The sequence below is a fragment of the Ascidiaceihabitans sp. genome, assembly GCF_039986515.1.
Classification (GTDB): Bacteria; Pseudomonadota; Alphaproteobacteria; order Rhodobacterales; family Rhodobacteraceae; genus Ascidiaceihabitans.
The window spans coordinates 1,189,910-1,214,765 of sequence record NZ_JBDWQO010000007.1 but is presented as its reverse complement, the minus strand read 5'-3'; the positions used below and the strand labels follow the sequence as shown (position 1 = coordinate 1,214,765).

Annotated in this window: 30 protein-coding genes and 1 tRNA gene; 12 read left to right on the top strand and 19 right to left on the bottom strand. The window is 56.4% G+C overall.

Annotated elements, in window-relative coordinates; genetic code table 11:
• Positions 1 to 182 precede the first annotated feature (182 nt).
• Entirely contained in the window at positions 183 to 695 is a 513-nt protein-coding gene (locus ABJL60_RS08690) for a CarD family transcriptional regulator (protein WP_108827861.1), read from the top strand.
• Between the two features lie 98 nt (positions 696 to 793).
• Here the strand turns inward: ABJL60_RS08690 and ABJL60_RS08685 are convergent, their stop codons facing one another.
• Positions 794 to 1,564, bottom strand: a complete 771-nt coding sequence (locus tag ABJL60_RS08685; RefSeq protein ID WP_348373866.1) for an adenosylcobinamide-GDP ribazoletransferase — start codon at positions 1,562 to 1,564, stop codon at positions 794 to 796.
• 82 nt (positions 1,565 to 1,646) lie between these two features.
• On the opposite strand from ABJL60_RS08685, the gene cobT reads away from it, so the two are divergent.
• Positions 1,647 to 2,660, top strand: a complete 1,014-nt coding sequence (gene cobT / locus ABJL60_RS08680) for a nicotinate-nucleotide--dimethylbenzimidazole phosphoribosyltransferase (protein WP_348373865.1) — start codon at positions 1,647 to 1,649, stop codon at positions 2,658 to 2,660.
• 57 nt (positions 2,661 to 2,717) lie between these two features.
• Here the strand turns inward: cobT and ABJL60_RS08675 are convergent, their stop codons facing one another.
• Both ABJL60_RS08675 and ABJL60_RS08670 read right to left on the bottom strand, forming a co-directional pair.
• Positions 2,718 to 4,598 (bottom strand): monovalent cation:proton antiporter-2 (CPA2) family protein, encoded by a 1,881-nt coding sequence (locus tag ABJL60_RS08675; protein WP_348290445.1) that lies wholly within the window; start codon positions 4,596 to 4,598, stop codon positions 2,718 to 2,720.
• A 23-nt stretch (positions 4,599 to 4,621) separates the two neighbouring features.
• Complete coding sequence (locus ABJL60_RS08670; protein WP_348373864.1) at positions 4,622 to 5,080, bottom strand: Lrp/AsnC family transcriptional regulator; 459 nt, start codon at positions 5,078 to 5,080, stop codon at positions 4,622 to 4,624.
• A 143-nt stretch (positions 5,081 to 5,223) separates the two neighbouring features.
• Between ABJL60_RS08670 and hppD the strand changes: the two genes are divergently transcribed.
• Positions 5,224 to 6,330: a 4-hydroxyphenylpyruvate dioxygenase gene (gene hppD / locus ABJL60_RS08665; protein ID WP_348290449.1), complete on the top strand. Its 1,107-nt coding sequence runs from the start codon at positions 5,224 to 5,226 to the stop codon at positions 6,328 to 6,330.
• Positions 6,331 to 6,405: 75 nt separating this feature from the next.
• Here the strand turns inward: hppD and ABJL60_RS08660 are convergent, their stop codons facing one another.
• From ABJL60_RS08660 to ABJL60_RS08650, 3 genes are all read right to left on the bottom strand, one after another.
• Positions 6,406 to 8,874: a hypothetical protein gene (locus ABJL60_RS08660; protein ID WP_348373863.1), complete on the bottom strand. Its 2,469-nt coding sequence runs from the start codon at positions 8,872 to 8,874 to the stop codon at positions 6,406 to 6,408.
• A gap of 141 nt (positions 8,875 to 9,015) precedes the next feature.
• On the bottom strand, positions 9,016 to 10,308 hold the full coding sequence (locus tag ABJL60_RS08655; RefSeq protein WP_108827867.1) for an O-acetylhomoserine aminocarboxypropyltransferase/cysteine synthase family protein: 1,293 nt from the start codon (positions 10,306 to 10,308) through the stop codon (positions 9,016 to 9,018).
• A 140-nt stretch (positions 10,309 to 10,448) separates the two neighbouring features.
• Positions 10,449 to 11,450 carry a hypothetical protein gene (locus ABJL60_RS08650; RefSeq protein WP_348290453.1) on the bottom strand — a complete coding sequence of 334 codons (1,002 nt, stop codon included), beginning with the start codon at positions 11,448 to 11,450 and terminating at the stop codon, positions 10,449 to 10,451.
• A gap of 90 nt (positions 11,451 to 11,540) precedes the next feature.
• Here ABJL60_RS08650 and ABJL60_RS08645 point away from each other — a divergent pair, with 90 nt between their 5' ends.
• Positions 11,541 to 11,993 (top strand): hypothetical protein, encoded by a 453-nt coding sequence (locus ABJL60_RS08645; RefSeq protein WP_348290455.1) that lies wholly within the window; start codon positions 11,541 to 11,543, stop codon positions 11,991 to 11,993.
• Here ABJL60_RS08645 and ABJL60_RS08640 read toward each other — a convergent pair.
• From ABJL60_RS08640 to ABJL60_RS08620, 5 genes are all read right to left on the bottom strand, one after another.
• Positions 11,990 to 12,262, bottom strand: coding sequence for a hypothetical protein (locus ABJL60_RS08640; protein WP_348373862.1), 273 nt, complete (start codon positions 12,260 to 12,262; stop codon positions 11,990 to 11,992). The genes ABJL60_RS08645 and ABJL60_RS08640 overlap by 4 nt on opposite strands.
• Positions 12,259 to 13,014, bottom strand: a complete 756-nt coding sequence (locus ABJL60_RS08635; protein WP_348373861.1) for a hypothetical protein — start codon at positions 13,012 to 13,014, stop codon at positions 12,259 to 12,261. Before ABJL60_RS08635 ends, ABJL60_RS08640 begins: the two co-directional genes overlap by 4 nt.
• Complete coding sequence (locus ABJL60_RS08630; RefSeq protein ID WP_348373860.1) at positions 13,011 to 14,075, bottom strand: Rieske 2Fe-2S domain-containing protein; 1,065 nt, start codon at positions 14,073 to 14,075, stop codon at positions 13,011 to 13,013. Before ABJL60_RS08630 ends, ABJL60_RS08635 begins: the two co-directional genes overlap by 4 nt.
• Positions 14,072 to 14,464 carry a hypothetical protein gene (locus ABJL60_RS08625; RefSeq protein ID WP_348373859.1) on the bottom strand — a complete coding sequence of 131 codons (393 nt, stop codon included), beginning with the start codon at positions 14,462 to 14,464 and terminating at the stop codon, positions 14,072 to 14,074. The genes ABJL60_RS08630 and ABJL60_RS08625 overlap by 4 nt, the downstream gene beginning before the upstream one ends.
• A 78-nt stretch (positions 14,465 to 14,542) precedes the next feature.
• Positions 14,543 to 15,682 carry a pyridoxal phosphate-dependent aminotransferase gene (locus tag ABJL60_RS08620; protein ID WP_348373858.1) on the bottom strand — a complete coding sequence of 380 codons (1,140 nt, stop codon included), beginning with the start codon at positions 15,680 to 15,682 and terminating at the stop codon, positions 14,543 to 14,545.
• Between the two features lie 34 nt (positions 15,683 to 15,716).
• Between ABJL60_RS08620 and ABJL60_RS08615 the strand changes: the two genes are divergently transcribed.
• Positions 15,717 to 15,971, top strand: a complete 255-nt coding sequence (locus ABJL60_RS08615) for a hypothetical protein (RefSeq protein ID WP_348373857.1) — start codon at positions 15,717 to 15,719, stop codon at positions 15,969 to 15,971.
• Positions 15,972 to 16,019: 48 nt separating this feature from the next.
• Here the strand turns inward: ABJL60_RS08615 and ABJL60_RS08610 are convergent, their stop codons facing one another.
• Positions 16,020 to 16,661 carry an NAD(P)H-dependent oxidoreductase gene (locus ABJL60_RS08610; RefSeq protein ID WP_348373856.1) on the bottom strand — a complete coding sequence of 214 codons (642 nt, stop codon included), beginning with the start codon at positions 16,659 to 16,661 and terminating at the stop codon, positions 16,020 to 16,022.
• 125 nt (positions 16,662 to 16,786) lie between these two features.
• On the opposite strand from ABJL60_RS08610, the gene ABJL60_RS08605 reads away from it, so the two are divergent.
• A complete protein-coding gene (locus tag ABJL60_RS08605; protein WP_348373855.1) occupies positions 16,787 to 17,152 on the top strand; it encodes a helix-turn-helix domain-containing protein in 366 nt (121 codons plus the stop codon).
• Between the two features lie 113 nt (positions 17,153 to 17,265).
• On the opposite strand, the gene ABJL60_RS08600 is transcribed toward ABJL60_RS08605, so the two are convergent.
• A tRNA-Tyr gene (locus tag ABJL60_RS08600) sits at positions 17,266 to 17,349 on the bottom strand.
• Between the two features lie 120 nt (positions 17,350 to 17,469).
• On the opposite strand from ABJL60_RS08600, the gene rlmB reads away from it, so the two are divergent.
• The 3 genes from rlmB (at position 17,470) to ABJL60_RS08585 (ending at position 19,270) form a co-directional block, all read left to right on the top strand.
• Complete coding sequence (gene rlmB / locus ABJL60_RS08595; protein ID WP_348373854.1) at positions 17,470 to 18,246, top strand: 23S rRNA (guanosine(2251)-2'-O)-methyltransferase RlmB; 777 nt, start codon at positions 17,470 to 17,472, stop codon at positions 18,244 to 18,246.
• A gap of 11 nt (positions 18,247 to 18,257) precedes the next feature.
• Positions 18,258 to 18,572: a hypothetical protein gene (locus tag ABJL60_RS08590; protein ID WP_348373853.1), complete on the top strand. Its 315-nt coding sequence runs from the start codon at positions 18,258 to 18,260 to the stop codon at positions 18,570 to 18,572.
• Between the two features lie 230 nt (positions 18,573 to 18,802).
• Complete coding sequence (locus ABJL60_RS08585; protein ID WP_348373852.1) at positions 18,803 to 19,270, top strand: CoA-binding protein; 468 nt, start codon at positions 18,803 to 18,805, stop codon at positions 19,268 to 19,270.
• 93 nt (positions 19,271 to 19,363) lie between these two features.
• Here ABJL60_RS08585 and ABJL60_RS08580 read toward each other — a convergent pair whose 3' ends face one another.
• From ABJL60_RS08580 to hisA, 4 genes are read right to left on the bottom strand one after another with little or no spacing between them, the layout of a single operon-like run.
• Positions 19,364 to 19,669, bottom strand: coding sequence for a phosphoribosyl-ATP diphosphatase (locus tag ABJL60_RS08580; protein WP_348287269.1), 306 nt, complete (start codon positions 19,667 to 19,669; stop codon positions 19,364 to 19,366).
• Positions 19,666 to 20,427 carry an imidazole glycerol phosphate synthase subunit HisF gene (hisF, locus tag ABJL60_RS08575; RefSeq protein ID WP_348287271.1) on the bottom strand — a complete coding sequence of 254 codons (762 nt, stop codon included), beginning with the start codon at positions 20,425 to 20,427 and terminating at the stop codon, positions 19,666 to 19,668. Before hisF ends, ABJL60_RS08580 begins: the two co-directional genes overlap by 4 nt.
• 48 nt (positions 20,428 to 20,475) lie before the next feature.
• The gene (locus tag ABJL60_RS08570; RefSeq protein WP_348287273.1) at positions 20,476 to 20,805 is read right to left on the bottom strand and encodes a hypothetical protein; all 330 of its coding nucleotides are present in this window, start codon (positions 20,803 to 20,805) and stop codon (positions 20,476 to 20,478) included.
• 5 nt (positions 20,806 to 20,810) lie between these two features.
• Complete coding sequence (hisA, locus tag ABJL60_RS08565) at positions 20,811 to 21,530, bottom strand: 1-(5-phosphoribosyl)-5-[(5-phosphoribosylamino)methylideneamino]imidazole-4-carboxamide isomerase (RefSeq protein WP_348373851.1); 720 nt, start codon at positions 21,528 to 21,530, stop codon at positions 20,811 to 20,813.
• 149 nt (positions 21,531 to 21,679) lie between these two features.
• Between hisA and ABJL60_RS08560 the strand changes: the two genes are divergently transcribed.
• Complete coding sequence (locus ABJL60_RS08560) at positions 21,680 to 22,063, top strand: DUF2147 domain-containing protein (RefSeq protein WP_348287277.1); 384 nt, start codon at positions 21,680 to 21,682, stop codon at positions 22,061 to 22,063.
• A 110-nt stretch (positions 22,064 to 22,173) separates the two neighbouring features.
• On the opposite strand, the gene hisH is transcribed toward ABJL60_RS08560, so the two are convergent.
• Together hisH and hisB are read right to left on the bottom strand one after the other, a co-directional pair.
• A complete protein-coding gene (gene hisH, locus ABJL60_RS08555) occupies positions 22,174 to 22,812 on the bottom strand; it encodes an imidazole glycerol phosphate synthase subunit HisH (protein WP_348373850.1) in 639 nt (212 codons plus the stop codon).
• Positions 22,813 to 22,815: 3 nt separating this feature from the next.
• The gene (hisB, locus tag ABJL60_RS08550; protein WP_348373924.1) at positions 22,816 to 23,403 is read right to left on the bottom strand and encodes an imidazoleglycerol-phosphate dehydratase HisB; all 588 of its coding nucleotides are present in this window, start codon (positions 23,401 to 23,403) and stop codon (positions 22,816 to 22,818) included.
• Positions 23,404 to 23,531: 128 nt separating this feature from the next.
• Here hisB and ABJL60_RS08545 point away from each other — a divergent pair, with 128 nt between their 5' ends.
• Together ABJL60_RS08545 and ABJL60_RS08540 are read left to right on the top strand one after the other, a co-directional pair.
• Positions 23,532 to 23,771 (top strand): Lrp/AsnC ligand binding domain-containing protein, encoded by a 240-nt coding sequence (locus ABJL60_RS08545; RefSeq protein WP_108830051.1) that lies wholly within the window; start codon positions 23,532 to 23,534, stop codon positions 23,769 to 23,771.
• Positions 23,772 to 23,851: 80 nt separating this feature from the next.
• Positions 23,852 to 24,784 carry an aminotransferase class IV gene (locus ABJL60_RS08540; RefSeq protein ID WP_348373849.1) on the top strand — a complete coding sequence of 311 codons (933 nt, stop codon included), beginning with the start codon at positions 23,852 to 23,854 and terminating at the stop codon, positions 24,782 to 24,784.
• Positions 24,785 to 24,856: the final 72 nt, after the last annotated feature.

Here is a 24,856-nt window from a genome sequence, read left to right as displayed (position 1 = left end):
GGTCATTTTTGTGGTATCGTCTTTGCAGTAACCAAAGAACGGAATTGGCCTTTGCGTGATCTAAAAGCTGGATCACCTATCAACATCACCTGAAATCCCGCGCGTCATGCCGAAACCCAAGCGTTTCGCGTACATGCGGTTTTGACTGTTTTGACAGGCTATATGTCCCAAGAGGAAAATGAATGACCAAATCGAAGAAGCTCGACTTTCGCCCAAATGAATTTGTGGTTTATCCGGCACATGGCGTTGGCCAGATCGTGTCTGTAGAAGAGCAGGAAGTCGCAGGGTTTTCGCTGGAAATGTTTGTGATTTCTTTTGAAAAAGACAAGATGACCCTGCGTGTCCCGACAAACAAGGCCACTGAAATTGGCATGCGCGCCCTCAGCTCGCCTGACGTGATCGCCCATGCCATGAAGACGCTGAAAGGCAAAGCCAAAGTCAAACGCGCCATGTGGTCACGCCGTGCGCAAGAATACGAACAAAAAATCAACTCCGGTGATCTGATTGCCATCGCTGAAGTGGTCCGTGATTTGCACCGCACCGATGACCAACGTGAGCAAAGTTATTCGGAACGTCAACTGTACGAAGCAGCGCTTGAACGTCTGACACGCGAAGTGTCCGCCGTGGCCGGTGGCGACGAACTGGCAGCCGCCAAACAAATTGGTGACGTCTTGCAAAGTCGTATTGCGGCCTAAGCGTCAGCGGACGGCAATATCTGATGTCGACAAAACCCATGCTTGGCTTTCAAGCGTGGGTTTTTTCATGCCTTGCCTATTCATGTCTTGCCTAGCGGTTACAGGCTGGTGAAGGCAGACACCATAACGCCTAAAATCACCAATTCCGTGATGACCTGCGTGGCCCCGACGATGTCGCCTGTCTGTCCGCCGATCTTCGCTCGCGCCACGCAGATGACAACATAGGTGGCCAGACCGGCCAACAGCGTCGCCGCAAATCCCACCCATCCTGCCAGGACAACTGATATACATCCGCCCAAAACCACGGACAGCATTGCCGCAAAAACAACAGGTTGGCCGACGCTATGTGACAATCCTGTGCGCCGTGCGTGGGGCAGGGCGGCCATGACCACGGGCATCATCGCGCGTGACAGGCTCATGGCCGCGATCACGGCCATTGGGGCCGTCACAAGCAGCGGGGCGATCATTACAGCCCGTGCGCCAGAACTGAAGACCAAAGCCAAAACGCCGTATGTGCCGATGTGGCTGTCTTTCATAATCTCCAGACGTCGCTCGGGGGTGTAACCGCCCCATAATCCGTCAAAGCTGTCAGCCAACCCGTCTTCGTGCATGGCACCGGTCATCATCATGGCGGCGCCAAGGCCCGCGATTGCGGCAACCAGTGGCAAGCCTGTCAACCACAGCGCGGCCAAAGCGATGGCCACTCCAAAGAACCCAAGAACCACCCCCCAGACAGGATAGGCCCAGACCGTGCGTGCTTGATGGCGGAACACGTCGTCCGGGGCATGTGGCAAGGGAAGGCGCGTCAAAAGTGCGCCAGCCGCGATGGCTTGCCAGAACACAGATCGTGAAGGGTCGCTTTTTTGCATATCTGCGCCTTTTTCAACTGTTGCAGGGGCTGTTGCTTTGGGTAAACAGGCGCAAAGCCTCTGGCAAGCGATAGGATCTAGAATGACTGCGATATTCAAGACATTGACGGATGTGCGCAATGTAATGGTGGCACTGCCGGGGGCGCATGCGGATGCGATCACGGGGGCCGAAGCGCGCAACGGACAGTTGACCAAACCCCCCGGCGCTTTGGGCCGGCTTGAGGATTTGGCGATCTGGTATGCCGGATGGCGGGGCACGGACCGGCCGGCAATCACGTCTCCGCAGATCATTGTTTTTGCGGGCAACCACGGGGTCGCGGCGCGGGGTGTTTCTGCTTTTCCGCCTGAAGTGACGGAACAGATGGTGTTGAACTTTCAACATGGCGGGGCCGCGATCAACCAGTTGGCCCGGACGTTTGGTGCGAAGATGGATGTGCATGCGTTGTCGCTGGATACGCCTACGGACGATTTCACCCAAGGGCCTGCAATGTCCGAACAAGCGCTATGTGCAGCCCTTCAAACGGGTTGGGATGCGGTTGATGTGGATGCAGACCTGTTGGTGACGGGCGAAATGGGCATCGGCAACACAACATCTGCTGCGGCTTTGGGGCATGCATTGTTTGGGGGTGTTGCATCCGATTGGACGGGCGCAGGCACGGGCGTGGCCGGGGCGGCACTTGATGCAAAAACCAAAGTTGTGGCCGACGGCGTGGCCCTGCACGGCGCGGCGGGCGACGGTTTGGCGCTGCTGGGGGCCTTGGGCGGGCGCGAACTGGCGGCTATGGCGGGGGCGATTTTGCGGGCGCGTACATTGCGCATCCCTGTGATCCTCGACGGGTTCATTTGCACGGCTGCGGCCGCCTGCCTTGAAAAGGCACATCCGGGCGCATTGGATCATACAGTCGCAGGGCACCAAAGCGACGAACAGGCCCACGCACGCATGTTGCAGGCTTTGGGCAAGGCGCCTTTGTTGCAGCTTGGGCTGCGATTGGGCGAGGCATCCGGTGGGGCGCTTGCGATAGGCGTTTTGCAAGGGGCCGTAGCCTGCCACAGCGGAATGGCCACCTTTGCAGAGGCAGGCGTTTCGGGCGCCTAAACACAGTATGTGCGGAACGGGGTAAGGTGCGCCTTGGCGCACCCCTTCGTCAAATATTCAGGCTTTTTTGCGCTCGTCTGTCTGGGCCAGAAAGGCCGTTTCCAGATCCTTTTGCAGCTCTTTGGCGCGGGCCACATAAGCTTCATTGTCAGCCGCTGACACATCGGGCTTCCAAAGGGCTGCAAGCTCTTTCACGGCTTCGCGGTCATGGTGATAGAACACCTTTTCAGCTTCTGCCGCCTCAAATTCGCTCAGGCCGATGTTTTCCAGAACATACCGGCCCGCCCGTAAAGAGCTGTCGAACATTTCGCGCACAATGTCGTTGGCACCTGCCTGATACAGGCGGTAGGTGTGGCTGCGGTCATAGGCGCGGGCCACGATGTGCAGATCGGGTCTGATCTTGCGCGCCACTTCAACCAAACGAATGGCGGCGGCCTTGTCGTCCAAGGCAACCACCAGCACCCGCGCCTGATCCAAACCGGCGGCATGCAGGATGTCAGGGCGTGTCGGGTCGCCCAAAAAGCCTTTGAAGCCGAAGCGGCGCATCAACTGGATGGTTTCTATATTGTGGTCCAAAACCACAGTCTTGAAACCGGATGCCTGAACCAGACGGTTCACAATTTGTCCAAACCGCCCGATCCCCGCGATGATCACAGGGCCTTCTTCGTCGATCTCGTCAGCTTCGTGTTCGGTGGCAGTGTCCTTCATCGACCGGCTGATCATCTCGTACAAAATGAACAAAAGTGGCGTAATCAACATCGACAAGGCAATGACCAGCAACAACGTATCGGCCACGCCCGGTGAAATCACAGATTGCGATGCAGAAAACCCAACAAGGACAAACCCGAATTCCCCCGCTTGTGCCAAACTAAGTGCAAACAACCAATGATCGCGGCCTTTCAGTTTAAAGGCGCGCCCCAGCACCCATAAAATCAAGCCCTTCAGCAATATCACCAACAATGCCATGCTTATGATGGCAGGTGCGTTTGAAAAGAGCAGCGCAAAGTTGATGCCGGCCCCCACGGTGATAAAAAACAACCCCAACAACAGACCTTTGAAGGGGTTAAGGTCGGATTCCAATTCGTGTCTGAATTCGCTGGATGCCAGAACAACACCCGCGATAAACGCGCCCAACGCCGGAGACAGGCCCACAAGCGTCATCAGGAATGAAATACCAACCACAATAAGCAGGGCCAATGCCGTGTACATCTCGCGCAGATGGGCCGCGTGTATAAAGCGGAACACGGGTCGCGTCAGAAACACCCCCACAAAGATCACAGCCGCCACAGCGCCAATCGTCACAGCGGTCACGCCCCAAGCTGGCAGACCTTCCACAAGGCTCATGGCGGCGGCATGGTGGCCATCGCCGTGATCTTCGACGGCAATGCGGTGAATAGATCCGTCCGGGTTAACCTGCGCCGGTAGGGTCACAGCCAAAAGCGGTAAAAATGCAAGGATCGGGATTACCGCGATGTCTTGCGTCAACAGCACGGAAAACACCGACCGCCCACCAGTGGTTTGCATCAGACCCTTTTCAGACAGGGTTTGCAGGACAATCGCGGTCGAACTTAAAGACAGGGACAGCGCAATGGCCAGCGCTGTGCCCCAGGGCTGGCCGTAAGCCATAGCAACACCCATCAAAGCGGCTGTGCTGAGGACCACTTGCATGCCCCCAAGCCCGAGCAGCCGGTGCCGCATATCCCAAAGGGCGCGTGGTTCCAGCTCCAACCCGATCAGGAACAACATCATCACGACACCAAACTCTGCAAAATGTTGCAGATCTTTGGTTTCGGCACCCACCAAACCCAACACAGGTCCGATGACGATACCGGCGGCCAGATATCCTAGCACCGACCCAAGCCCCAAACGGGCGGCGATGGGCACGGCTATGACAGCGGCGGCAAGATAGATCGAGGCTTGGTAAAAGAACCCTTCCATGGGGTTTCCTTATATTTTGGGCGTCACCCTGTTGGCAGTGGCCCATCCCGTTTCAATTGGTCCATCACAATTTGGCTCTGCACCCGTGCCACAGCAGGGTGGGGTAGCAAAACGTCATGTATCAAGGTGTTCAGCGCGGCCAGATCGGCACAGTAGACCCTTAGTAGATAATCGGCATCGCCGGTCATTGTCCATGCGCTAGTGATCTCTGGACGCAGATCAACCATCCGCGCAAAGCTGTTTGAATTGTCGGGACCATGCGTGGCCAAATGCACCTGCACAAAGCCTTGCACACTTAAACCCATGCGCGTCGCATCGACCCTTGCAGAATAGCCTTGAATGAACCCTTCCGTCTCTAGTCGTTGACGTCTGCGGCTGATTTGGCTGGCCGACAAATGCAGCATATCGCTAAGCTGTCCTGCGGTTGAATGTGCGTCGTTTTGCAGTGCTGCCAGTAGGGCGCGGTCAGTGGGGTCCAACATGATGCGTCACTTTTATGGTTTTCGGGAAATATTTGCACAATGGGCGCATATTTGTCCATCCATACGCTGCACTTTGCGCACACTGCGCATCGTTTTGGCCGTATCTTCGCAATCAGACACAGTTTTTTCTTGGAGACGCACACATGGGTCCTTTCCCGCACAGCGCACCGCGCGCCGAAATCACAGCAGAAAACCCTGCAGGCACGGACGGGTTCGAATTTGTCGAATTTGCCCACCCCGAACCACAAGAATTGCGCGATCTGTTCTCGCGCATGGGGTACGAACATGTGGCCAACCACAAAACCCAAGCCATCGAGCTTTGGCAGCAGGGCGACATCACGTATGTTTTGAATGCCGAAAAAGACAGTTTTGCGGATGGGTTCATCGCGGATCACGGCCCATGCGCCCCGTCGATGGGATGGCGGGTGCGTGATGCCCAACACGCTTTTGATCATGCGGTGTCCAAAGGGGCCACGCCCTACACAGGCGACGGCAAAGTGTTGGATGTGCCAGCCATCGAAGGCATTGGCGGGTCTTTGATCTATTTTGTGGACCAGTATTTCGACACGTCGCCTTACAACGACGAATACGACTGGATTACACAGTCAAAGCCGCAAGGCGTCGGGTTTTTCTATCTCGATCACCTCACGCATAACGTTCACAAAGGAAACATGGACACATGGTTCCATTTTTACGGCGATTTGTTTGGCTTCAAAGAAATCCGCTTTTTTGACATCGAAGGCAAATTTACCGGGTTGCTCAGCCGTGCGCTGACATCGCCCTGTGGTCGCATTCGTATTCCCATCAATGAGGACCGTGGCGAGACGGGGCAAATCGTGGCCTATCTGAAAAAATATAAAGGCGAAGGCATCCAGCACATCGCTGTGGGATCAGATGACATTTACAACAGCACAGACATCATCGCCGAGAACGGGCTGAAGTTTATGCCGGCCCCCCCAGATGCCTATTATGATCTCAGCAAATCGCGTGTTGCGGGCCATGACGAACCGCTGGACCGGATGAAAACGCATGGTATCTTGATTGACGGTGAAGGGGTCGTGGACGGCGGCGAGACAAAAATCCTGCTGCAGATCTTCTCAAAAACCGTGATTGGCCCGATCTTTTTTGAGTTCATCCAGCGCAAAGGCGACGATGGCTTTGGGGAAGGAAACTTCAAAGCGCTGTTTGAAAGCATCGAACAAGAACAGATCGACAATGGTGAGATCAACGCAGAGGTTGCGGCGGGATAAGACCGGCCACCAATCAAAAACACAAAAGGCGCAGTATGACCTGCGCCTTTTTTTGTGGGGCTTTAGGTTGTGACCCTAGCCCTTGGGCATTTTCAGAACCAGATTGCGGCTGCCTTTTTGATAGCGCAGTTCGGCATCCCCGATGGCGGTGACACGCCCACCGTCGATGCGGTCGCCAACTTTAACCGGTTTCATACGGCCATTGGCCAAACGTACCAGCGCCCGGCGGCTGGACGGTTTGCCAGACACACCGATCAGATTGACGCGGCCCAGATTGATTGCGTTGCGCACGGTGGCTTCTTTGGCCACGCTGGCCGCTGTGGGAATTTTTGGCGTCACAGTACGCGGAGCGACGGCAGCCACACGCGTTGTTTCGGCCGCAGGCGCGTCTGCTTGCTTTTGCCGGGCACGCGCAACAATTCTGGCAAAGTTGCGGGGCCGCGTGTCGGGGCGCGCAGAGGCGGCCGTTGCCAGTTTGGTCGCGGTTGCCAGCGGGTTTTCGATCACCTCCGGCGCGTCTTCAATTTCCTGTTCTTCGGTGGTCCGGTGCACGCCGGGGCGCAAACGCGGACGCAATCCGCCCAGTTCCGACAAGGTTACACCGCCCAGATTGGACCGTTCGGTGTTTTCAACCAGATCAGAGGGGCGTGATTTGGGGCGAAACCCTGCCAATGCTGCCGTTGCAGTGTCAATTTCCGGTGCCGCTTCGGGTGCGGCAGGTCTGGTTGGGGGCACAACGGGGGGGCGTCCAAGATAGACTGTGACATTGTCAGGGGTCACAGCACCCTCGGGTGTCGGGATGACCCATCCGCGATCGTCCAACGTGTATGCGGTGCCTGCTGCTGCTGGTGCGGGAACCGCTGCCAAGGCCAGATCGGATTGGTAAGAGGCCGTATCCGGCAACGCCACGGCGTCTTGCGCAGGGCTTAAGGGATCAATGCCGGTGACATACAGGTCGTCCAAAGACACCAGACTTGCAGGTTCCGGGGTCGAGGGGGCAACGGGCCAAATTCCAGTGACTGCGTAGCGCGCTTCTTGTTCGGCAAGGCTTAGGTCGGGTTGGTCCAGTTCGGGTTCGGGCAAAGGGTCTTGCAAGGCATCCAGCACAGCCGCGTCTTCAGGGCTAAGCGTAGGATCCAGCGATGCCACAACTGTGGTTGCCTCTTCCGTCGTGGCATTCTGTGGAATAATCTCCGCAGGTGCGGCCAAAGTCGGCGTTTGCGTGTCTTTGCCAAAGAACCGGGCCAGTCCGTCATCCATAAACACTGTGGCCCAGGCTGCGACGCCGGCCAGAAACACCAGCAATGTGGCCGTCAGAATCAATCCCAAAAACCGTGGCTTTCCACCCACGACAATCGGGTCGGATTTTCGGGCTCCGAAAACGGTTAGGCGTTGTGCTTCGGATGTCGGTGCGGTCGCTATCGCGGCTGCAGCTGGTGCGGCTTTTGCCACAGGTGGTGCGGTTTTGGCAGGTTTGCGTCTGCTTAAAAACCGCATGGCCTGCTTGGCAGCAGACGCAGCAGACGCAGCAGCGGTGGAAGCGGCACCGCCTGCGCTGGCTATTGCAGATGTGTCTTCTTCAATCGGGATGGTCGCGGCGACAATATCGACTTTGGGTTTTTGCGTCGCTTTTGACTGGGGGGCGGTGGCGGGAACCGGCTTTGTGACTGGCGCTTTTGTCGCGGGCACGTCGTCGCGCGCTACACCCGCCAGTGATGGGGCGCCACCCGATAGGGCGCGTCGGCTGGCAAACCCAACGGCAAGCGGCACGTTTTGCGGATTTTTGTCGGCATTTGATGCGGGACTGTCATCATCCAAAGCATCGGACGTGGCGGTTTGGGGCGTTTCGGCATCGGATGCCGCCGCAATGTCATCGGGCCGTTTGGTCAGCAGCTCACCATCGTCCACCAAGGTTTGCTGTGAAGCAGAGGCAGATACATCAACATCAGGCACATCCGGCTTCGTGGGTGCAGGCTGGATGTCGTCTTCTACGGTTTCTACGACCGCTGGTGCCGGAGCAATGTAAGGCCCTGTAATGATGACCAGATCATCGTGGCGATTGATGTTTTGCGCATCTCCCGTCGGCCCAAAAAATGGCTCACCGATAAAAACGGTGGCGTCGGGTTGTGCTACGGCGCTGACGGGATTGAATTTATGTTCGGTTGCAAAAGCATGCGCTTCGGCGAGTGTTTCTTTGGCGACGGCTGCGACAAAAATCTGATGCTTTGTGGTGCTGACGTCGTATGCCAGGTCTTCCACAGCGTAGGGTGTGGCGCCATCAAGTGCGGCGCGGGCCGTGTCATCCGCGCGGTTATTGGCATTGTGATCCAATGCTAGAAACTTGATCTGGTCGTCGGGGATGATCAGTTTGCACGCCACATTGCCCGGTGCGATATCTTCGGCCTGTGCGCGTAAATCCGCCAATGCGCCTGTCAGATCGGCGGTATCGAAGGCCACGTCGCCCACAGTTTGCCAGCCGTCATTGGCCCGATAAGCCAGACGGATGCCGTCATAAGACAATGAGAGCGCGAATTTGGGCGTCATGAGTGTTGCTGTTAAGCCTGTTCTAACCAAGGTTGGCGCGTGTGCGTCAATCCTAAGATAGAGCAACGCGCCGCTCAAGAAAAGAGCGGCGCGTTAATGTGTTTTTTGAGTGCACCATGATGTGCTGATCGGGGTGGACGATCAGCTGCTGGCTTTGCTCAGCGCCTGATCCAGATCCGCGATCAGGTCATTGGCATCTTCGGTGCCGATGGAAATCCGCACGACTTCTGGGGCGGCCCCGGCCGCGCGTTGCTGATCGACTGTCAGCTGACGGTGCGTTGTGGACGCCGAATGGATGATCAAAGACCGTGTGTCGCCCAAGTTGGCCACGTGGCTGAAAATTTCCAGCGCATTGACCAGTTTCACGCAAGCATCATAGCCGCCTTTGACCGCCACTGTGAACAAACCACCCGCACCCTTGGGGCAGATCTTCTTCACACGGTCATGGTAAGGCGATGACTTCAGGCCAGCGTAGGTGACGTAATCGACACGCGGGTCTTTTTCGAGCCATGCGGCGACTTTTTCGGCGTTCTCGACATGACGTTCCATGCGCAAGGACAGGGTTTCGGTGCCCATCAGCGTGTAGTGCGCCGCTTGGGGGTTCATGGTCATGCCCAGATCGCGCAGACCGATGGCGATGCCGTGGAAGGTGAAGGCAAGTGGGCCGAAGGTCTCGTGGAACTTCAGGCCGTGGTAGGCAGGTTCCGGTTGGCTGAGCGACGGGAACTTGTCGTTGGCGGACCAATCAAACTTGCCCGAATCCACGACGCACCCGCCTGTTACCGTGCCATTGCCTGTCAGGTATTTGGTGGTGGAATGCACCACAAGCGTCGCACCGTGTTCAATTGGGCGGCACAGATATGGTGTGGCAGATGTGTTGTCGACGATCAGCGGAATGCCCGCGTCGTCAGAGATGGCGGAAATCGCATCCAGATCGGTGATGTAGCCGCCCGGGTTGGCGATGGCTTCGCAGAACACGGCGCGTGTGTTGTCGTCGATGGCCGCTTTGACCGCATCCAGATCGTCGAAATCCACAAAAGTGCATTCCCAGCCAAAGCGTTTGATGGTCTGGCTGAACTGGGTGATCGTGCCGCCATACAAGCGCGACGAGGCCACGATGTTCAAACCCGGACCCATCAGTGGGAACAGCGCCATGATTTGTGCGGCGTGCCCCGAAGAACAACAAACGCCGCCCACGCCACCTTCCAGCGTGGCGATGCGTTCTTGCAGAACGGCCACGGTAGGGTTTGTCAGACGGGAATAGATGAAGCCCACTTCTTGCAGGTTGAACAAAGCCGCCGCGTGGTCGGCGTCACGGAACACATAAGCCGTTGTTTGGTGGATCGGCGTTTGCCGTGCCCCTGTTGCCGGATCAGGGCGTGCGCCTGCGTGAATTTGCAACGTGTCGAAGCCATATGTCGGGCCGTCGGTCATCTTGGGTCTCCATTGGATTACATCAGTTGCGCACAGGGGTACGGGAAGGGCACAGGGGGTACAAGTCCAACGGCCTTGTCGTGGGTGCAGATGGCGTGTTTGTTCTGTTATCTTAGGCCAAACCGGAACATCGTTTCGGCTTAACGCATCCAGAAGCCTTCAGACTTGATTTTGTTGCGAATGGCCTGTTCACGGCGTGGCATATTGTCTTGGTCAAACAAGGCCCGCACCTTATGACCGCGCCCCTGATAGACAGTGCGTTTGATAGGATCGTAGGTCTTTAGGACTTTCTTGATCTTGTTGGGGGCGGCGACTGTTTCCAGCGCCTTGATCACCTGGTCGCTTTCACGCGCGTAAAGCAGCGGAAACAAACGATAATGGCATGTGACGGCACCATCCAACAGCCCTTGGGGCAGGGTGTCGCGCCCGCCACCAAGTTTGTGAATAACCAATGGCAATACGATTTGGTCCAGCCACGGGGTAAGTTCCTGACAGGCCAGCTCGGGGGGCACATCGTTTTTGACACTCAGCGCATAGTCCAAGAAAACAGCGCCGAAGGCATGAGGGCAGGTGTAAAAGAAAAAGCCTGCGTTGAAATACAAATAGCGCTTCCAGTATTCATCTGGCTCTGACAGATCGAGACTGCTTTCAAAATCAAGATCGAAGCGGTCGTAAAGCGCCTTCCAGATGCCGCTATACCCCGGGCCATACAGGGGCGGATGGGGCCATGTGCCTTCGCGGCGCAAGGACGCGGTGGGGCGTGAAAAGTCAAACGGCACTTTTGTCAGATCACCCGTCACAAGCGTGTCCGTGTCAAAAAACACAAACGGCTCACCTTTTGGCAGGGCCTGCAACATTTCGATCTTGTTGCCATAGGGATAGTCGGCACCGAAGTGCTGCGACTGAAACGGCACGATGTCTGCGCCCAAGGCTTCCAAGGCTTCACGCACAGGGCCTTTCATTGTGGGATCGTTGGGCCACAATGGTCCCGCTTGCGGTTCTGCCACCAACAAACGGCCTTTGAAATCCGGGCAATGGTGGCGCAGCGAGGCCGCAAACAACACGGCTTCATAGCCAAGGCGTCCGGATTGGCCCACGACCACCACGTTGAAATTCTGTTGTTTTCTGGGTTTTCGTGCCATGCTGACCTAAGCCTCTTTTTTGTGAAAGAGTATAGGGTGGAATGATCCGCGAAAAAAGCGATTTAGCGGTAAGATTTGAATGAGGGCGATATGCAGGGTTTGAAAGCAGCGGTTGTGGCATTTTGGATGGGGGCTGCCGTCGCAGCGCAGGCCCAAAGCACTTTGGTGGCGGAAGATCAGACACCGACCGGCAAATTCACCACGGCCACGGAAGTTAAACCAATCCTGAACGTCACGCGGGGCAACTGGATTGCTGTGCGCGAATGGGATGGGCAGGATCTGGTTTATGTCACCCATCTTTGGGCGTGGCGTTGCGGGCTTGCGCAGATTGAAGTGTCCGTCAACGACGCGGGCTTTGCGGTTTGGCCCATGCCTGCATGTCACACTGGCACAGCGCAACCCAACAGCGTGACAGACAGCGACGGGTTGCCCTATGCCGTCTTTGCCTTGCAGTCTGTTGCAAACCTGTCTGTCCGTGTGACCTATGATGATTTGACCGTGGACGAGGCGAGGTTTGAGCGCGGCGCCATCTTAATTCCTTAAAGCTGGTCTTTGCCGCGTTTGAACCGCGCAAACAGTTTTTCGGCCCAGGTCAGCACCAAAAACACGCCGCATCCCCAGATCAACAGCTCAAACGGGGCGAACATCGTGCCGCGCAACCATCCTGCCAAAAGCCCGCCGCGCGCCGGCAGTTCTGCGAAGCCAAACAGGCCCGGGCGTCCCCAAAGCTCCAAAAACCAAAAGCGCGATACATAAAACAGGGCAATCGCAAGACATGCGACCACAGACAAAGCCACCAGACGTCGTATCATTTCACCAGCTCCAATGTGTCTGTGTCGATGGCAAAGACCAGCAGGCTGCCGCGGCGCGTGATGTGGCCTTCGACAGAAATGAACTGCGCCACCGCGTCATAGGCCGCTGGTGGCAGGGGCGTGTTGTCGGGACCGGTAATAAGCAAAAACTCACTGTCCAAAACAGGTTGCGAAGACACAAATACCGGCGGCACACCCCCCAGCAAACATAGGTTTGCACAGGCTTTATGCGCCAATCCACGCCCGGGCCGCATGGAACCCGCCACGCATTTGCCGTCGCAAATCTCTCCGGTCAGTTTCCAACGGCCTTCATCCACGGGTGCGGGCGCACGGTTTGTGCCTTGTGCCGCTTGCATGCCATTTCGACCGCCGCGCAGTTGCAGCATGTTCAAGCTGCCCCGTTCCAGTACCACGCCTGACACCTGCGCCATCTGGCCATCAAGGGACACGGCGCGGGCATCGACCCCGGCTTTGCCTCCCGCCGACATCATCAAGGTATCGCCGGCTTTGATGCGGTCGTTGCCTTGCGTTACATGCAACAAAGGATAGGGCGTCAGTTCGACAACGCCTGTGACCGTTTGGCGGCCATAGTCGAAGCGGTAGGCGCCGGCGCCGGGATCGTCTTGAACTGCGCCCATCACAAAGCCCATGGCGGCCATCAACGTCACCACAAACAACGCGGCACAGAGCAAAAACATCCGCAGGGCTTTCGGGATCGGAAAGTAGCCGACAAAAAACGGTTTGGGTTTCATGTCAAAGCCTCTGGTTCTGGTGTTGCGGCCAACGGGACAGGATCAACATGGGTGCCCGGTGGGTTGGCATCCGGGTGCACCTGCACCACCCCGTCTTGCACCCGCACACGGTAAGTGGGCACCATTTCTGTGAAAGGGGCAGGGGACCGGCCCGACCGCACATCGTACTGAAACCCGTGCCACGGGCAGGTTACAAGGCAGGCAATGATTTTACCTTCCCCCAAAGGTCCGTTCTGATGGGCGCAGGCATTGGAAATGGCGCTCAGTTTGCCCTCCATCAAAAACACCGCAACGCGATCACCATCCGGCAATAATCCGATCCTTGCATAGCCCTCGCGCATCTGCGCCACATCACCGATTGTGACCCATGCGTCGCTGGCCTGTAGCCGCGTTTCAGCGGCGTCCATCCGCCAAGCTGCCAAATGCGTGCCCGCCACGCCGGCCGCGCTGGCGATCACGATGAAGGTCAAAAGGTGGTTCTGCTGGTCTTGCAATACCCCCAAGGTCACATGGGCCACGATGGTGACGTAGGCGGCATAAATCAGGTAATGCAGGCGTTTCCACACAGGCGGTGTCAAGAATTTCAGCCAAAAATCATGGCTGGTTGTGGCCAACACCAGCAAGCACAGCAACGCAAACAGCCCCAACGCCTCGATGGGGAAACCGGCAAGCTGCCCGAAGGACGTGTTGGCCGCCAGAACGGCTTCAAATTTCGGGGTCGCAGAGAAAGCAAAATACCAGTTCACGACGTAGCCTGCATGGGTCAGCGCCACAAAGGTGGTCATAACGCCAAAGTGGCGGCGGTTGTATAAAAGCGGCAAAAACCGGCGATCCAGCCGGGCAAGTGGTCCAATGCACAAAATGACCGTCAGCATGATGAAGGCACAGGCCCCAAAGGCGCGGGCGTTGTGGATTTGCGGTGTGATGGCGCGGTCGTGGTTCAGGACATCGGGTGTGACGTAGATGAACAGCACCAGAAACGCGGCAACACCTGCCAGCATGACGGCATTGTAGCGCCATTTATTTTTGTTCCATTGAACGGGGATGTATTTGACGCTCATGGGTTCGATCCTGTGCTTAGTTGGACAGGGGGGGTGTCAACGGGCCAGCTTTGGCGGGCGTTTAGGCCAAAGACCAAGATCAAGGCCAACCCTGCGCACATGGCAATTGCGGCCACACCATGTGCCCGGCGCACGGGGCGATACCGCGCGGCCCAACCGGAGGCGGAGGTTTCGATTTGCCACCAGCGCCACAAGACCAAAGGCCACAGCAACAAGATACCGGGGATCAGCAACGGGCGGAATACATATGCGCCTTGCGCATCCTCGTCGATGCGGTCGATGCCGATCGTCAGGAATGCCAAAGCCACAGCCGCGCCAACCCAGCCCCAAATACGCGCCAAAGCCACGATCAGTTCCGCTGTTTCCATATGATCCGTCCCGCGTTGCATTTTGCTGTTCCATGCAATGCTAGCAGGGCGATGGCGGTGCGGGTAGAAATTTGTGGTCAGATTTGCGCTTGTGCGTGCCTAATTTGGCTTACTTTTCATCACATGTGCTTCAAGTGCCGCCAAACCTTCATCCAGACCTTTGCGCCCGAACCCCAACCGAAAGCGATCTGTGGGGGTGGGGCCAAGGTCAGAGCTGTAAATTGCGCTGGGCAAAAACAGAACCCCACTGTCTTCGACAAGGGCGCGGCAGAACTCTTGTGCGCCTTCCGGCCCTTTGTATCTGGGAAAGCCCATGCAGGCCCCATCCGGGCGGTGCCAGTCGAAAAGATCGGGATGACGCGCAAAGAAGGCGTCCCATTTGGGCAAGTTTTCGTCCACGATCTGGCAGTTGCGTTGCAGCAAGGCGGCGCGGTGCGTCAGCGCGATTTGCGCCAGACGTTCGCTTGGACCAGAATTGCAGATGGACAGATAATGTTTCATCCTTTCCATCTTGGACAGGACTTCATGGTCCTGACAGGCGATCCATCCGATGCGCAACCCCGGCAAACCATAGGACTTGGACATCACACCCAAAGACAATCCGCGTTCATAGATGTCGGCGACAAAGGGCAAATGTGTGGCGTCGGACGGACCCAGGCCGTTGAAAATTTCGTCGTGCAGGATGTAGATGCCGTGGGTGCGGCACAGATCAACCAACGCCAGATAGCGGTCCAATGGCAAAATGGCACCGGTCGGATTGTGCGGAAAATTGATTGTCACCAGACTGGTGTTGGGCCGAATGGCGGCTTTGATGCGGTCAATGTCCAAAGACCAGTTGTCGTCGGGGTCCAATGGCACGCCCGTGGCGTCACAAATGGCAAGGGGCAGGGTTTCGTGGCTTTGGTAATTTGGTGTGACGACAATGGCGTGGCTGTCTTGGTCAAGAATCACGTTGTTGGCGGCAAAGATGCCTTCGCTGGCCCCGGCAAAACACAAGACGTCATCCGCAGTCTGGCGCTGGTAGGTGGTGGCGATGGTTTCACGCAGGTCAGGGGCGCCGTAGGTTTCGGTGTATCCCAGCCACATGCCCTCAAAGGATTCGCGTTCTTGCGGGGTGGCCATCGCCAGTAGATCACACAAAGACAGGCTTTCGGCATCTGATGCCGTCATATGATAGCGGGCTTTGAATTCCCATTTTTCAAAGTGGGTCTCTAGGCGAAAGTCAGGCAATGTGGGCATTATCAAAGGGGCTTTCAGGAAAGGGCAACACCGTATGATTATCTTGGATCGACACCAAATCGAAGACCTAATCGATTTGCCCGCGGCGGCCGCCGCCATCCGCGATGTTTTTTGTTCTACAAGCCGTGGTGAGGTAAATCTGCCCCCTGTTGGGCATATTACTTTTCCGCAGGTGTCGGGGGATCGCCACATCACCATCGCCGACCTGACCGGGATCGCAGCCCATGATATTGCAATTGCCGACATAGTTTTGAAGGCGCACCGCGCAAAGGGCGGGCAAGACGTTTAAGGCGACCGCGCCAATTTTCGGCCCGGTCGCTGTCTATTTTACGGAAATTCAATCAACGTGAGAGACGATAGTTTCGGCTGGCTTGCGCACTTTTCCCATTGGCAACAACCAGTCGGCTGTCGGGTCGCGGTATCCCAAAGGCAACAAAACAACAGAGCGCAACCCACGTGCCTTCAAGCCCAGAATATCGTCCACTGCGGCTGGATCGAATCCTTCCATCGGTGTGCTGTCGACTTCTTGTTCTGCGGCGGCGACAAGGGCAATACCCAACGCGATATAGGCTTGGCGGGCAGCATGGGCGTAATTCACCTCGGCGTCGCGTGGCACGTAGCTGTTTTTCAGATTGTCATAATAGGCGTTCAACATAGGCAAGTCGCCACGTGCAGCCACGTTTAGGTCGGTCACTTCATCGATGCGGTTTGCCGTGTAGGTGTCCCACGCTGCAAAGACCAAAAGATGCGATCCTTCCGTGATTTGTGCCTGATCACCAGCTGCCGTTTGGATTTTGGCCAGAACGTCGGGATTGGTGACCGCGATGATCTCGAAGGGCTGCGTGCCGCTTGACGTTGGGGCCATACGAATTGCCTCAAGGATGATGTCCAGCTTTTCTTGGGGGACAGATTTGGCGGGATCCATCTTTTTGGTCGCATAGCGCCAGTTCAATTGCTCGATCAGGGTACTTTTTGTCATATAAACAGTCCTATTGCTGGCACAGGGTGTGTGCGGTATACATTTTATACTAACGATGTATTCAGAACCGACATGGGCCGCAAGAAGGCACAAAAATAGACCTTGGTCACAAAGAAGGAACCACCATGCTAGACGAACAGGGCTGCCCTGATTGCAAACGTATCAACGAAGTGCTTTCGCGTGTCGGGGACCGCTGGAGTGTTCTGGTCATCATTTCGTTGGCCCAATATGGAACGCTGCGCTTCAATGAGCTGAAGCGTAATTTGGGGATCTCGCAGCGGATGCTAAGCCTGACGCTAAAAGAGCTGGAGCGCGATGGCCTGGTCAACCGCACATACCATCCGACTATTCCGCCCAAGGTGGAATACAACCTGACCCCATTGGGAGAATCGTTTCGCCAACCTGTTGCGGCACTCGGGCAATGGGCGCTTGGAAATTTGGCGACCATAGACGCGGCCCGCGCAACTTATGATGAAACGACCAGCACCTAAACGATGGTTTGCGGGCATATTGGCCGTATTTAACCGCAACGACTGATTTGGAGGTGGCCTTCGAAGCTGCCAGCGTTGATGGTCATAGGCGGCTGTTGGATTTGTTTAAGAGATGGTGGGCGACCCTGGAATCGAACCAGGCGTGCGTCTCCGCGAGGGAGTTACAGTCCCCTGCCACACCTTGCGGCCTGTCGCCCACTGTCTAACGCGTTGCGTCTGACGTGAGGGCGTGATTACAAGCGACCTAAAGGCCCGTCAAGACGGAAATTGCGCGAAATGCGCATACGTGGCGTGGCATCAATATAAAGGTGCATTTTATGAAAAAACCAAAGTGGGTTGTTGAGAAGGAACAGGGCAAAAAAGCGCAAGCGAACGAGACGGTTTGGCTGTTTGGTTTGCATGCCGTGCGCGATGCTTTGATGAACCCCGCGCGCAAGCGGTTGCGTTTGATTGTGACGCTGAATGCGCAAAACAAGCTGGAAGATGCGATTGCGGCATCGGGAATGACGCCCGAGTTGGTGGATCCACGCAAATTCAACGCACCTCTTGATCCGGGGTCCGTGCATCAGGGGGCCGCGTTAGAGGTCAAGCCGCTGGATTGGGGGCGTCTGGATGATGTGGCCATCGGGCGGGATGCGCCGCGTTTAATTTTGTTGGACCGCGTGACGGACCCGCACAACGTAGGCGCGATCTTGCGGTCGGCTGAAGTGCTTGGTGCATCCGCCGTGATTGGCACGCGCCACCATTCAGCCCCTGAAACAGGGGCTTTGGCAAAAACGGCCAGCGGCGCGTTGGAACGCCAGCCCTATTTGCGGGTGCGCAATCTGTCGGATGCCATCGTGGCGTTGCAGGGCATGGGATATCTGGTGCTGGGTCTGGATGGCGAGGCCGATAAAACCATCGAAGCGGCCGTGGACGGTGTTCAGGACCGCCCCGTTGCCTTGGTTTTGGGGGCCGAAGGGCCAGGATTGCGTCAAAAGACCAAAGAAACATGCGATATGTTGGTGCGGATTGACGCATCTGGTGCATTTGGATCGCTTAACGTCTCAAATGCTGCGGCTTTGGCCCTATATGCGTCTCAAAACAGGGGCTAGGAGACAGGTATTTGGGCTATCCAACGAAGATCATGACATGCTGCTATTGCGGCACACGCGCGGCGCTGGTGTTGAAGAACTCTGGGCGGCACGAGTTGATGTGCAGCAGTTGCGGGGCACCTTTGCATGATCTGAAACGCTTGCCAGTGGTCAAGGCGGGCGACCGTGAATTGGTGCGGCCCAGTGCGGTGCGGTCGCCGAAACCTGTGAAGTCGCACAAATCCGAGAAAAAGCCGTCCAAAAAGAAGAAGTCAAAAAAGCGTAAAAGCTTTTTCAAAGACTTTCTCGAAGAGGCTGTTGATTTTGTTGAGGATATTTTTGATTAGTGCATTTTGCGCTTGAGATTTTCGGCAAAAACTCGCCGAAAATTAGCGCTTTGTTCACACAATCCGTCGAGGGTCTTTTAAGGCGCACAAAACATCATATGTGCAACTTACAGCACGCGGGATTGGAACACCCGAAGGTGCATTACTGTCCCTCGTTCCGCACTTTATGCGCCCCGGGCTTTGGCCTGTGGGCGCTTTTTTCTGCGTGGTTTTACGTGTAGAGATTCTCCATGACTTACACTGACTCGTTTTTGAAGACTGTTCTGCAAAGCTCCAAGCGCATTGCAATTGTGGGGGTGTCGATGAACCCAGTACGCCCCAGCTATTTTGTGGCGCGGTATCTTGGGCTAAAAGGATACACCATCGTGCCTGTAAATCCCGGCCATGCCGGTAAGACACTTTTGGGTGAAACGGTTGTCGGGTCCCTGAGCGATATCGAGAAACCGGTTGATATGATTGATATTTTCCGCCGCTCTGAAGCTGTACCCGAGATTGTAGACGAAGCATTGGCGTGTTTTGCTGACCTGAAAACAATCTGGATGCAGATTGGCGTTGAACACGCCGAGGCCGCGGCATTGGCGCAAGCGCGTGGTGTCGCAGTGATCCAAAACCGGTGTCCAAAGATTGAATATCAACGCCTGTTCGGAGAATTGCGGCAGGGTGGATTCGCGACCGGAGTGATCAGTTCCAAGCTTTGATTTTCTGGTGCAAACAACGGCTTTGGGGGCGCTGCCCCCCGATCTGTGGACGCCCCCCGCGGTTTTTTCGCAAATAAGACAAAAAAGTCGCCGTCAGCGGTTGGCTTTTTCGGTGAGCCCTGATTGTGACTGGCGACCAGCCAATTCTGTGACGACGTCTTCCAACGTCACATCACACGCCGCCAACATAACCATCAAGTGATACATCACATCAGCGGCTTCGGATGCGAGTTTCTTTTGGTCGCCTTTCACAGCTTCGATAATCGCTTCGATGGCTTCTTCCCCGAATTTTTCAGCGCATTTTTCCGGGCCTTTGGCCAGTAATTGTGCCGTCCAGCTTGACGCAGGATCCGCGTCTTTGCGCGATTGAATCGTCTCGAACAGGTCTTGCAGCGTCATGTCAGCCTCATCGCGATACCGGCGTCGGCCATGTGTTGTTTGGCCTCTTGTATGGTGTAATCGCCGAAGTGAAAGATGGAGGCCGCCAGCACAGCAGATGCCCCGCCTTTGGTCACACCATCCACCAGATGATCCAGATTTCCCACGCCTCCGGAGGCGATAACAGGGATTGTAACGGCATCGGAAATGGCGCGGGTCAAAGGCAGGTTAAAGCCTTGTTTCGTGCCGTCGCGGTCCATGGAGGTCAACAGGATTTCGCCCGCCCCCTTGGCCGCAGCTGTACGTGCGAATTCCACGGCATCTATTCCCGTGGCTTTGCGCCCGCCGTGCGTGAAGATTTCCCATTTGCCGGGGCTTACTGTTTTGGCGTCGATGGCACAAACGATGCATTGGCTGCCAAAATGGTCTGAGGCCTCTGCCAGCACATCGGGATTTGCCACGGCGGCGGAATTGAAGCTGACTTTGTCAGCACCCGCCAAAAGCAAGTCACGCACATCTGCAGTTGTGCGCACGCCCCCACCCACCGTCAGCGGGATATAGCATTGCTCAGCGGTGCGCGTCACAACGTCGAACATCGTGCCACGGTTTTCATGGGTCGCATGAATGTCCAGAAAACAAAGTTCGTCAGCGCCGGCTGCGTCATATGCGCGGGCTGCATCCACGGGATCGCCTGCGTCGCGCAAGCCGACAAAGTTTACGCCTTTGACGACACGACCGTCAGCGACATCAAGGCAGGGAATAATACGGGTTTTCAACATGGGCGCATTATCGCTTGGAATTGGGGGCGGGGGAAGGGCCTTGGACCATCACTGGACCTGCGCCCGCCGATTGAGAAATTCGAAAATCGCAGCCACGGTCAGAATTGCGGGCCCGACAAAAAGGTACCCCAAGAATGAGATCAACAGAGGTCCGGCAAGGGTTTGCGCGACAGGTGTTAAAAACGACGGTGTGCATTCTGTGAACCCGTTCAAGGACCCGCCAATGCATTGATTGCCAAACAATACCGACAAAAAGAGTACGATCAGGAAATACAGTCCCCCCGATATGAGCAAGCGCGCCGCAATCCGGCTTTTGGCAAATCGCGCCAATCCAAGTGCGGCCAGACAAGGGGCCATCAATCCAAAGACCGTGAACATGCGGCTTACCCCTTCAAGGCGGTGAGGGCCGCATTCAGGTCAATCGCCCCGTCATAAAGCGCGCGCCCAGAGATGGCGCCGGCAATGACGCCGGTGTCTTTCAGCTGTGTCAAATCTTGCAACGACGACACACCACCCGAGGCGATGACGGGGATAGAGACGGCCCGCGCCAACTGTGCTGTGGCGTCGATATTCGGCCCCCCCATGGCGCCGTCGCGCATGATGTCTGTGTAAATGATGGCTGAAACCCCTGCGTCTTCAAACGATTTTGCAAGGTCCGTGACCATGACATCGGTTTCTTCGGCCCAGCCTTTGGTCGCCACTTTACCGTTTCTGGCGTCGATGCCCACCGCCACTTTGCCCGGAAACGCGCGGGCCGCTTCACGCACCAGATTCGGGTTTTCGACAGCAACCGTTCCAAGGATGACCCGCGCCAGCCCCTTGTCCAACCATCCTTCGATGGTGGCCATATCGCGGATGCCACCGCCCAACTGGGCAGGAACGGGACAGGATTTCAGGATCGCTTCGACCGGGGCCGCATTCACTGGCGTGCCTGCAAAAGCGCCGTTCAGATCAACCAGATGCAGCCATTCGCACCCAGCCTCTACAAAAGCACGGGCTTGGGCCGCGGGGTCGTCGTTGAACACGGTGCTTTGGTCCATGTCGCCATGTACAAGGCGCACGGCTTGGCCGTCTTTCAAGTCGATGGCAGGGTACAGGATCATAGGATGCGCCTTGTGTGATGATGATAGGCCGCTTTATGCACGACCCAGCCCGATTTGCAACGCGGGGCCACATGTGCAGCGCGACCTTAGGTCAGGCTTGCCAGATGGGGACACTTAAGGGAAGCTGTGGGGCAAATGGGAGGACGAACATGAAAACTATTATAGCAACTGCAGCGCTGACACTTGGACTGGCAGGGGGCGCATTGGCGGATCCCGTATTGGGGACATGGAAAACCCAAGTGGACGATGGCAACTATGCCCATATCAAAATGGCGAAATGCGGTGACAAAGTGTGCGGCACAATCGCCAAAGCGTTTGACGCAAGTGGGCCAATCCAGACAGCCAATGTCGGGCGCAAACTGGTTTGGGCGATGGTGCCTAAAGGTGACGGGTATTACGCGTCGGGCAAAATCTGGCAGCCGTCCACGGATAAGGTCTACAAATCCAAGATGTCTTTGTCGGGCAATTCTTTGAAAGTGTCCGGGTGCGTTGGCCCAATTTGCAAAAAACAGACATGGACGCGTGTGAACTAAACAGCTTTCGTGTTGGGGTAAGGTGCGCCTTGGCGCACCTTCCTGTTAAAATCAGGCCTGTTAAAATCGGGCCTGTTTAGATCGGGCCTGTTTCAGTTTGCGCGGGGCGGCTAAGGCGCCCAGCGCAAGAAATTCCCGATCATACGCAGACCGACCCCTTGACTTTTTTCGGGGTGAAACTGCATGCCAAGCATTGTGTCGCGGCCGATGACCGCGGTGACATCGGTGCCATAGTCCACATAGGCCAGCCGTTGTGCGGGGTCGTCTACCTTAAAGTGGAATGAGTGTACAAAATAGGTGTGGTCGCCGGATGTGACCCCGTCCAGAACCGGATGTGGGTGCGAGATGATCAAATCATTCCACCCCATATGAGGCACCTTCAAAGACGCGCTGTCGGGTTTGATTTCTACGACTTCTCCGCCGACCCAATTCAAGCCGGCAGTGTTTTGATACTCACGTCCCCATGTGGCCATCAGCTGCATGCCAACGCAAATTCCAAGAAACGGGCGCCCCTTTTGTTCGACGGCCTCTTTCATGGCCTCAAAGAGCCCACCCGTGCCGGTAAGCGCCGCATGACAGGACGGAAACGCACCGTCTCCGGGCAGAACAATGCGGTCGGCGCGTGCGACAACATCGGCGTCCGATGTTACGACAACCTCGCCCGCGTCCAATTCGCGTGCCATGCGTTCAAAGGCTTTGTGGGCAGAGTGTAAGTTGCCGCTTTCGTAGTCGATGATGGCCGTGAGCATCGCCTACAACGCCCCTTTGGTGGAAGGGATATCGCCCGATTTGCGTGGATCCACTTCGACAGCCTGACGCAGGGCGCGGGCCACAGATTTAAACGTGGCTTCGGCGATGTGGTGGCTGTTGAAGCCGTGCAACATGTCGATATGCAAGGTGATGCCGCCGTGGGTGGCCAGCGCTGTGAAGAATTCACGCACCAGTTCGGTGTCGAAGGCGCCAATCTTCTGGGTTGGCATATCCACATTCCAGATCAGGTAGGGCCGTGCCGACAAGTCCAGCGCACAGCGCACTTGGGCGTCGTCCATGGGCAACAGGCAACTGCCGTACCGCACGATGCCGCGCTTGTCGCCCAAGGCTTGGGTCAGGGCTTGTCCAAGGGCGATACCTGTGTCCTCGACGGTGTGGTGATCGTCGATGTGGGTGTCACCTTTGGCGCGGATCGTCATGTCGATCAGGGAATGGCGCGCCAGCTGGTCCAGCATGTGGTCGAAAAAGCCGACACCGGTCTGGTTGTCGTAGATCCCTGTGCCGTCAAGATTGACGGTCACTGAAATCTCGGTTTCAGCGGTGGTGCGGGTGATGGTGGCTTGGCGCATATCGGCTCTCCGGCTGGTGTTGGCCCGCTTATAGGCAGGTTGTGCGTCCGCGCCAAGATGCAGCCTTTGGGATTGCGCCCCCTTGGGGGGATGTGTCAGCAATGGGCAACAGCTTGAAGGAGTATCCCATGAGCACCTGTGTATTCATCCAGATCCGTTGCAAACCCGGATCGACCTACAAAGTCGCGGAAGATATTGCGCTACGCGAATTTCATTCAGAGCTGTATTCGACATCCGGCGACTATGATTTGCTGATGAAAGCCTACATTCCAAGTGACGAAGATGTCGGGAAATACATCAACGATCATTTGCTGGATATTGTTGGGATCGAACGGTCTTTGACGACCATGACGTTCAAAGCTTTTTAAGGCGGGGTGCACCAAGGTGCACCTTACGATTTTGACCTCGTAAGGTGGGCTTCAGCCCACCACCTGTCCAAGGGACCTACATGACCGATACACATACCACCCATGACGCGCTGGAAGATGCCCGCAACAACGACATCAAGATCTACGTCAACGGTGATATTGTGCACCGCGACGACGCGAAAGTGTCGGTCTACGACAGCGGCTTTATGCTGGGGGATGGCATGTGGGAAGGTATGCGCCTGTATGACGGGGTTTGGTCGTTCTTTGATGATCACATGGACCGCTTCTTTGACAGTTGCAAAGCCGTCTCACTGGATGTTGGCATGGACCGCGCGGGCATCATGGAGGCTTTGACCGCAACGGCGCGTGCCAACGACATGCACACCGATGTGCATTGCCGCCTGATGCTGACCCGCGGCGTAAAGGTCAAACCTTTCCAGCATCCGTCGCTCAGCCGTTCTGGCCCCACGCTGGTCATCATTATGGAGCATTCCAAACCCGCAGATGCCCTGCAATCCAAAGGCATCCGCTTGGCTACAGTGCCCCAAGTGCGCGGTTTGCCTATGGCGCAGGACGCCAAGTACAACAGCCACTCCAAGCTGAACTGTGTCATTGCCTGTTTGCAAGCCGAACAGGCGGGGGCCGACGAGGGGCTGATGCTGGACCCCCATGGGTTTGTGAACACCACCAACGCTTGCAACTTTTTCATAGTGCGCAAGGGGGCTGTTTGGACGTCGACGGGGGACTATTGCATGAACGGTGTCACCCGCCAGAAGGTCATAGATCTGTGCCGCGCCAACGACATTCCAGTTTTTGAGAAAAACTACTCGCTGTATGAGGCATATGGCGCGGATGAAGCCTTTTTGACCGGCACGTTTGGGGCGCAAACCCCTGTGGCAGAGATTGATGGTAAACCCATCGGTGATGGCCATCGACCCGTCACAGCGCGGATCAGAGAGCTTTACAAGGACTTAATCACGCAGGACATTCAGGCGCAAAGCGCTGCGGTTTAAGTCCAAGAAAGAGCATCCGTGTACTTGCTTCACGCCTAAAGCTTCATGCTTGAAGTAATCTGCGTCAAGGCA

Excerpts from the sequence above, each read along its gene's own strand:
- ABJL60_RS08690 (WP_108827861.1), top strand. The coding sequence starts at position 183 with ATGACCAAATCGAAGAAGCTCGACTTTCGCCCAAATGAATTTGTGGTT.
- ABJL60_RS08685 (WP_348373866.1), bottom strand. The coding sequence starts at position 1,564 with ATGCAAAAAAGCGACCCTTCACGATCTGTGTTCTGGCAAGCCATCGCG.
- cobT (WP_348373865.1), top strand. The coding sequence starts at position 1,647 with ATGACTGCGATATTCAAGACATTGACGGATGTGCGCAATGTAATGGTG.
- ABJL60_RS08675 (WP_348290445.1), bottom strand. The coding sequence starts at position 4,598 with ATGGAAGGGTTCTTTTACCAAGCCTCGATCTATCTTGCCGCCGCTGTC.
- ABJL60_RS08670 (WP_348373864.1), bottom strand. The coding sequence starts at position 5,080 with ATGTTGGACCCCACTGACCGCGCCCTACTGGCAGCACTGCAAAACGAC.
- hppD (WP_348290449.1), top strand. The coding sequence starts at position 5,224 with ATGGGTCCTTTCCCGCACAGCGCACCGCGCGCCGAAATCACAGCAGAA.
- ABJL60_RS08660 (WP_348373863.1), bottom strand. The coding sequence starts at position 8,874 with ATGACGCCCAAATTCGCGCTCTCATTGTCTTATGACGGCATCCGTCTG.
- ABJL60_RS08655 (WP_108827867.1), bottom strand. The coding sequence starts at position 10,308 with ATGACCGACGGCCCGACATATGGCTTCGACACGTTGCAAATTCACGCA.
- ABJL60_RS08650 (WP_348290453.1), bottom strand. The coding sequence starts at position 11,450 with ATGGCACGAAAACCCAGAAAACAACAGAATTTCAACGTGGTGGTCGTG.
- ABJL60_RS08645 (WP_348290455.1), top strand. The coding sequence starts at position 11,541 with ATGCAGGGTTTGAAAGCAGCGGTTGTGGCATTTTGGATGGGGGCTGCC.
- ABJL60_RS08640 (WP_348373862.1), bottom strand. The coding sequence starts at position 12,262 with ATGATACGACGTCTGGTGGCTTTGTCTGTGGTCGCATGTCTTGCGATT.
- ABJL60_RS08635 (WP_348373861.1), bottom strand. The coding sequence starts at position 13,014 with ATGAAACCCAAACCGTTTTTTGTCGGCTACTTTCCGATCCCGAAAGCC.
- ABJL60_RS08630 (WP_348373860.1), bottom strand. The coding sequence starts at position 14,075 with ATGAGCGTCAAATACATCCCCGTTCAATGGAACAAAAATAAATGGCGC.
- ABJL60_RS08625 (WP_348373859.1), bottom strand. The coding sequence starts at position 14,464 with ATGCAACGCGGGACGGATCATATGGAAACAGCGGAACTGATCGTGGCT.
- ABJL60_RS08620 (WP_348373858.1), bottom strand. The coding sequence starts at position 15,682 with ATGCCCACATTGCCTGACTTTCGCCTAGAGACCCACTTTGAAAAATGG.
- ABJL60_RS08615 (WP_348373857.1), top strand. The coding sequence starts at position 15,717 with ATGATTATCTTGGATCGACACCAAATCGAAGACCTAATCGATTTGCCC.
- ABJL60_RS08610 (WP_348373856.1), bottom strand. The coding sequence starts at position 16,661 with ATGACAAAAAGTACCCTGATCGAGCAATTGAACTGGCGCTATGCGACC.
- ABJL60_RS08605 (WP_348373855.1), top strand. The coding sequence starts at position 16,787 with ATGCTAGACGAACAGGGCTGCCCTGATTGCAAACGTATCAACGAAGTG.
- rlmB (WP_348373854.1), top strand. The coding sequence starts at position 17,470 with ATGAAAAAACCAAAGTGGGTTGTTGAGAAGGAACAGGGCAAAAAAGCG.
- ABJL60_RS08585 (WP_348373852.1), top strand. The coding sequence starts at position 18,803 with ATGACTTACACTGACTCGTTTTTGAAGACTGTTCTGCAAAGCTCCAAG.
- ABJL60_RS08580 (WP_348287269.1), bottom strand. The coding sequence starts at position 19,669 with ATGACGCTGCAAGACCTGTTCGAGACGATTCAATCGCGCAAAGACGCG.
- hisF (WP_348287271.1), bottom strand. The coding sequence starts at position 20,427 with ATGTTGAAAACCCGTATTATTCCCTGCCTTGATGTCGCTGACGGTCGT.
- ABJL60_RS08570 (WP_348287273.1), bottom strand. The coding sequence starts at position 20,805 with ATGTTCACGGTCTTTGGATTGATGGCCCCTTGTCTGGCCGCACTTGGA.
- hisA (WP_348373851.1), bottom strand. The coding sequence starts at position 21,530 with ATGATCCTGTACCCTGCCATCGACTTGAAAGACGGCCAAGCCGTGCGC.
- ABJL60_RS08560 (WP_348287277.1), top strand. The coding sequence starts at position 21,680 with ATGAAAACTATTATAGCAACTGCAGCGCTGACACTTGGACTGGCAGGG.
- hisH (WP_348373850.1), bottom strand. The coding sequence starts at position 22,812 with ATGCTCACGGCCATCATCGACTACGAAAGCGGCAACTTACACTCTGCC.
- hisB (WP_348373924.1), bottom strand. The coding sequence starts at position 23,403 with ATGCGCCAAGCCACCATCACCCGCACCACCGCTGAAACCGAGATTTCA.
- ABJL60_RS08545 (WP_108830051.1), top strand. The coding sequence starts at position 23,532 with ATGAGCACCTGTGTATTCATCCAGATCCGTTGCAAACCCGGATCGACC.
- ABJL60_RS08540 (WP_348373849.1), top strand. The coding sequence starts at position 23,852 with ATGACCGATACACATACCACCCATGACGCGCTGGAAGATGCCCGCAAC.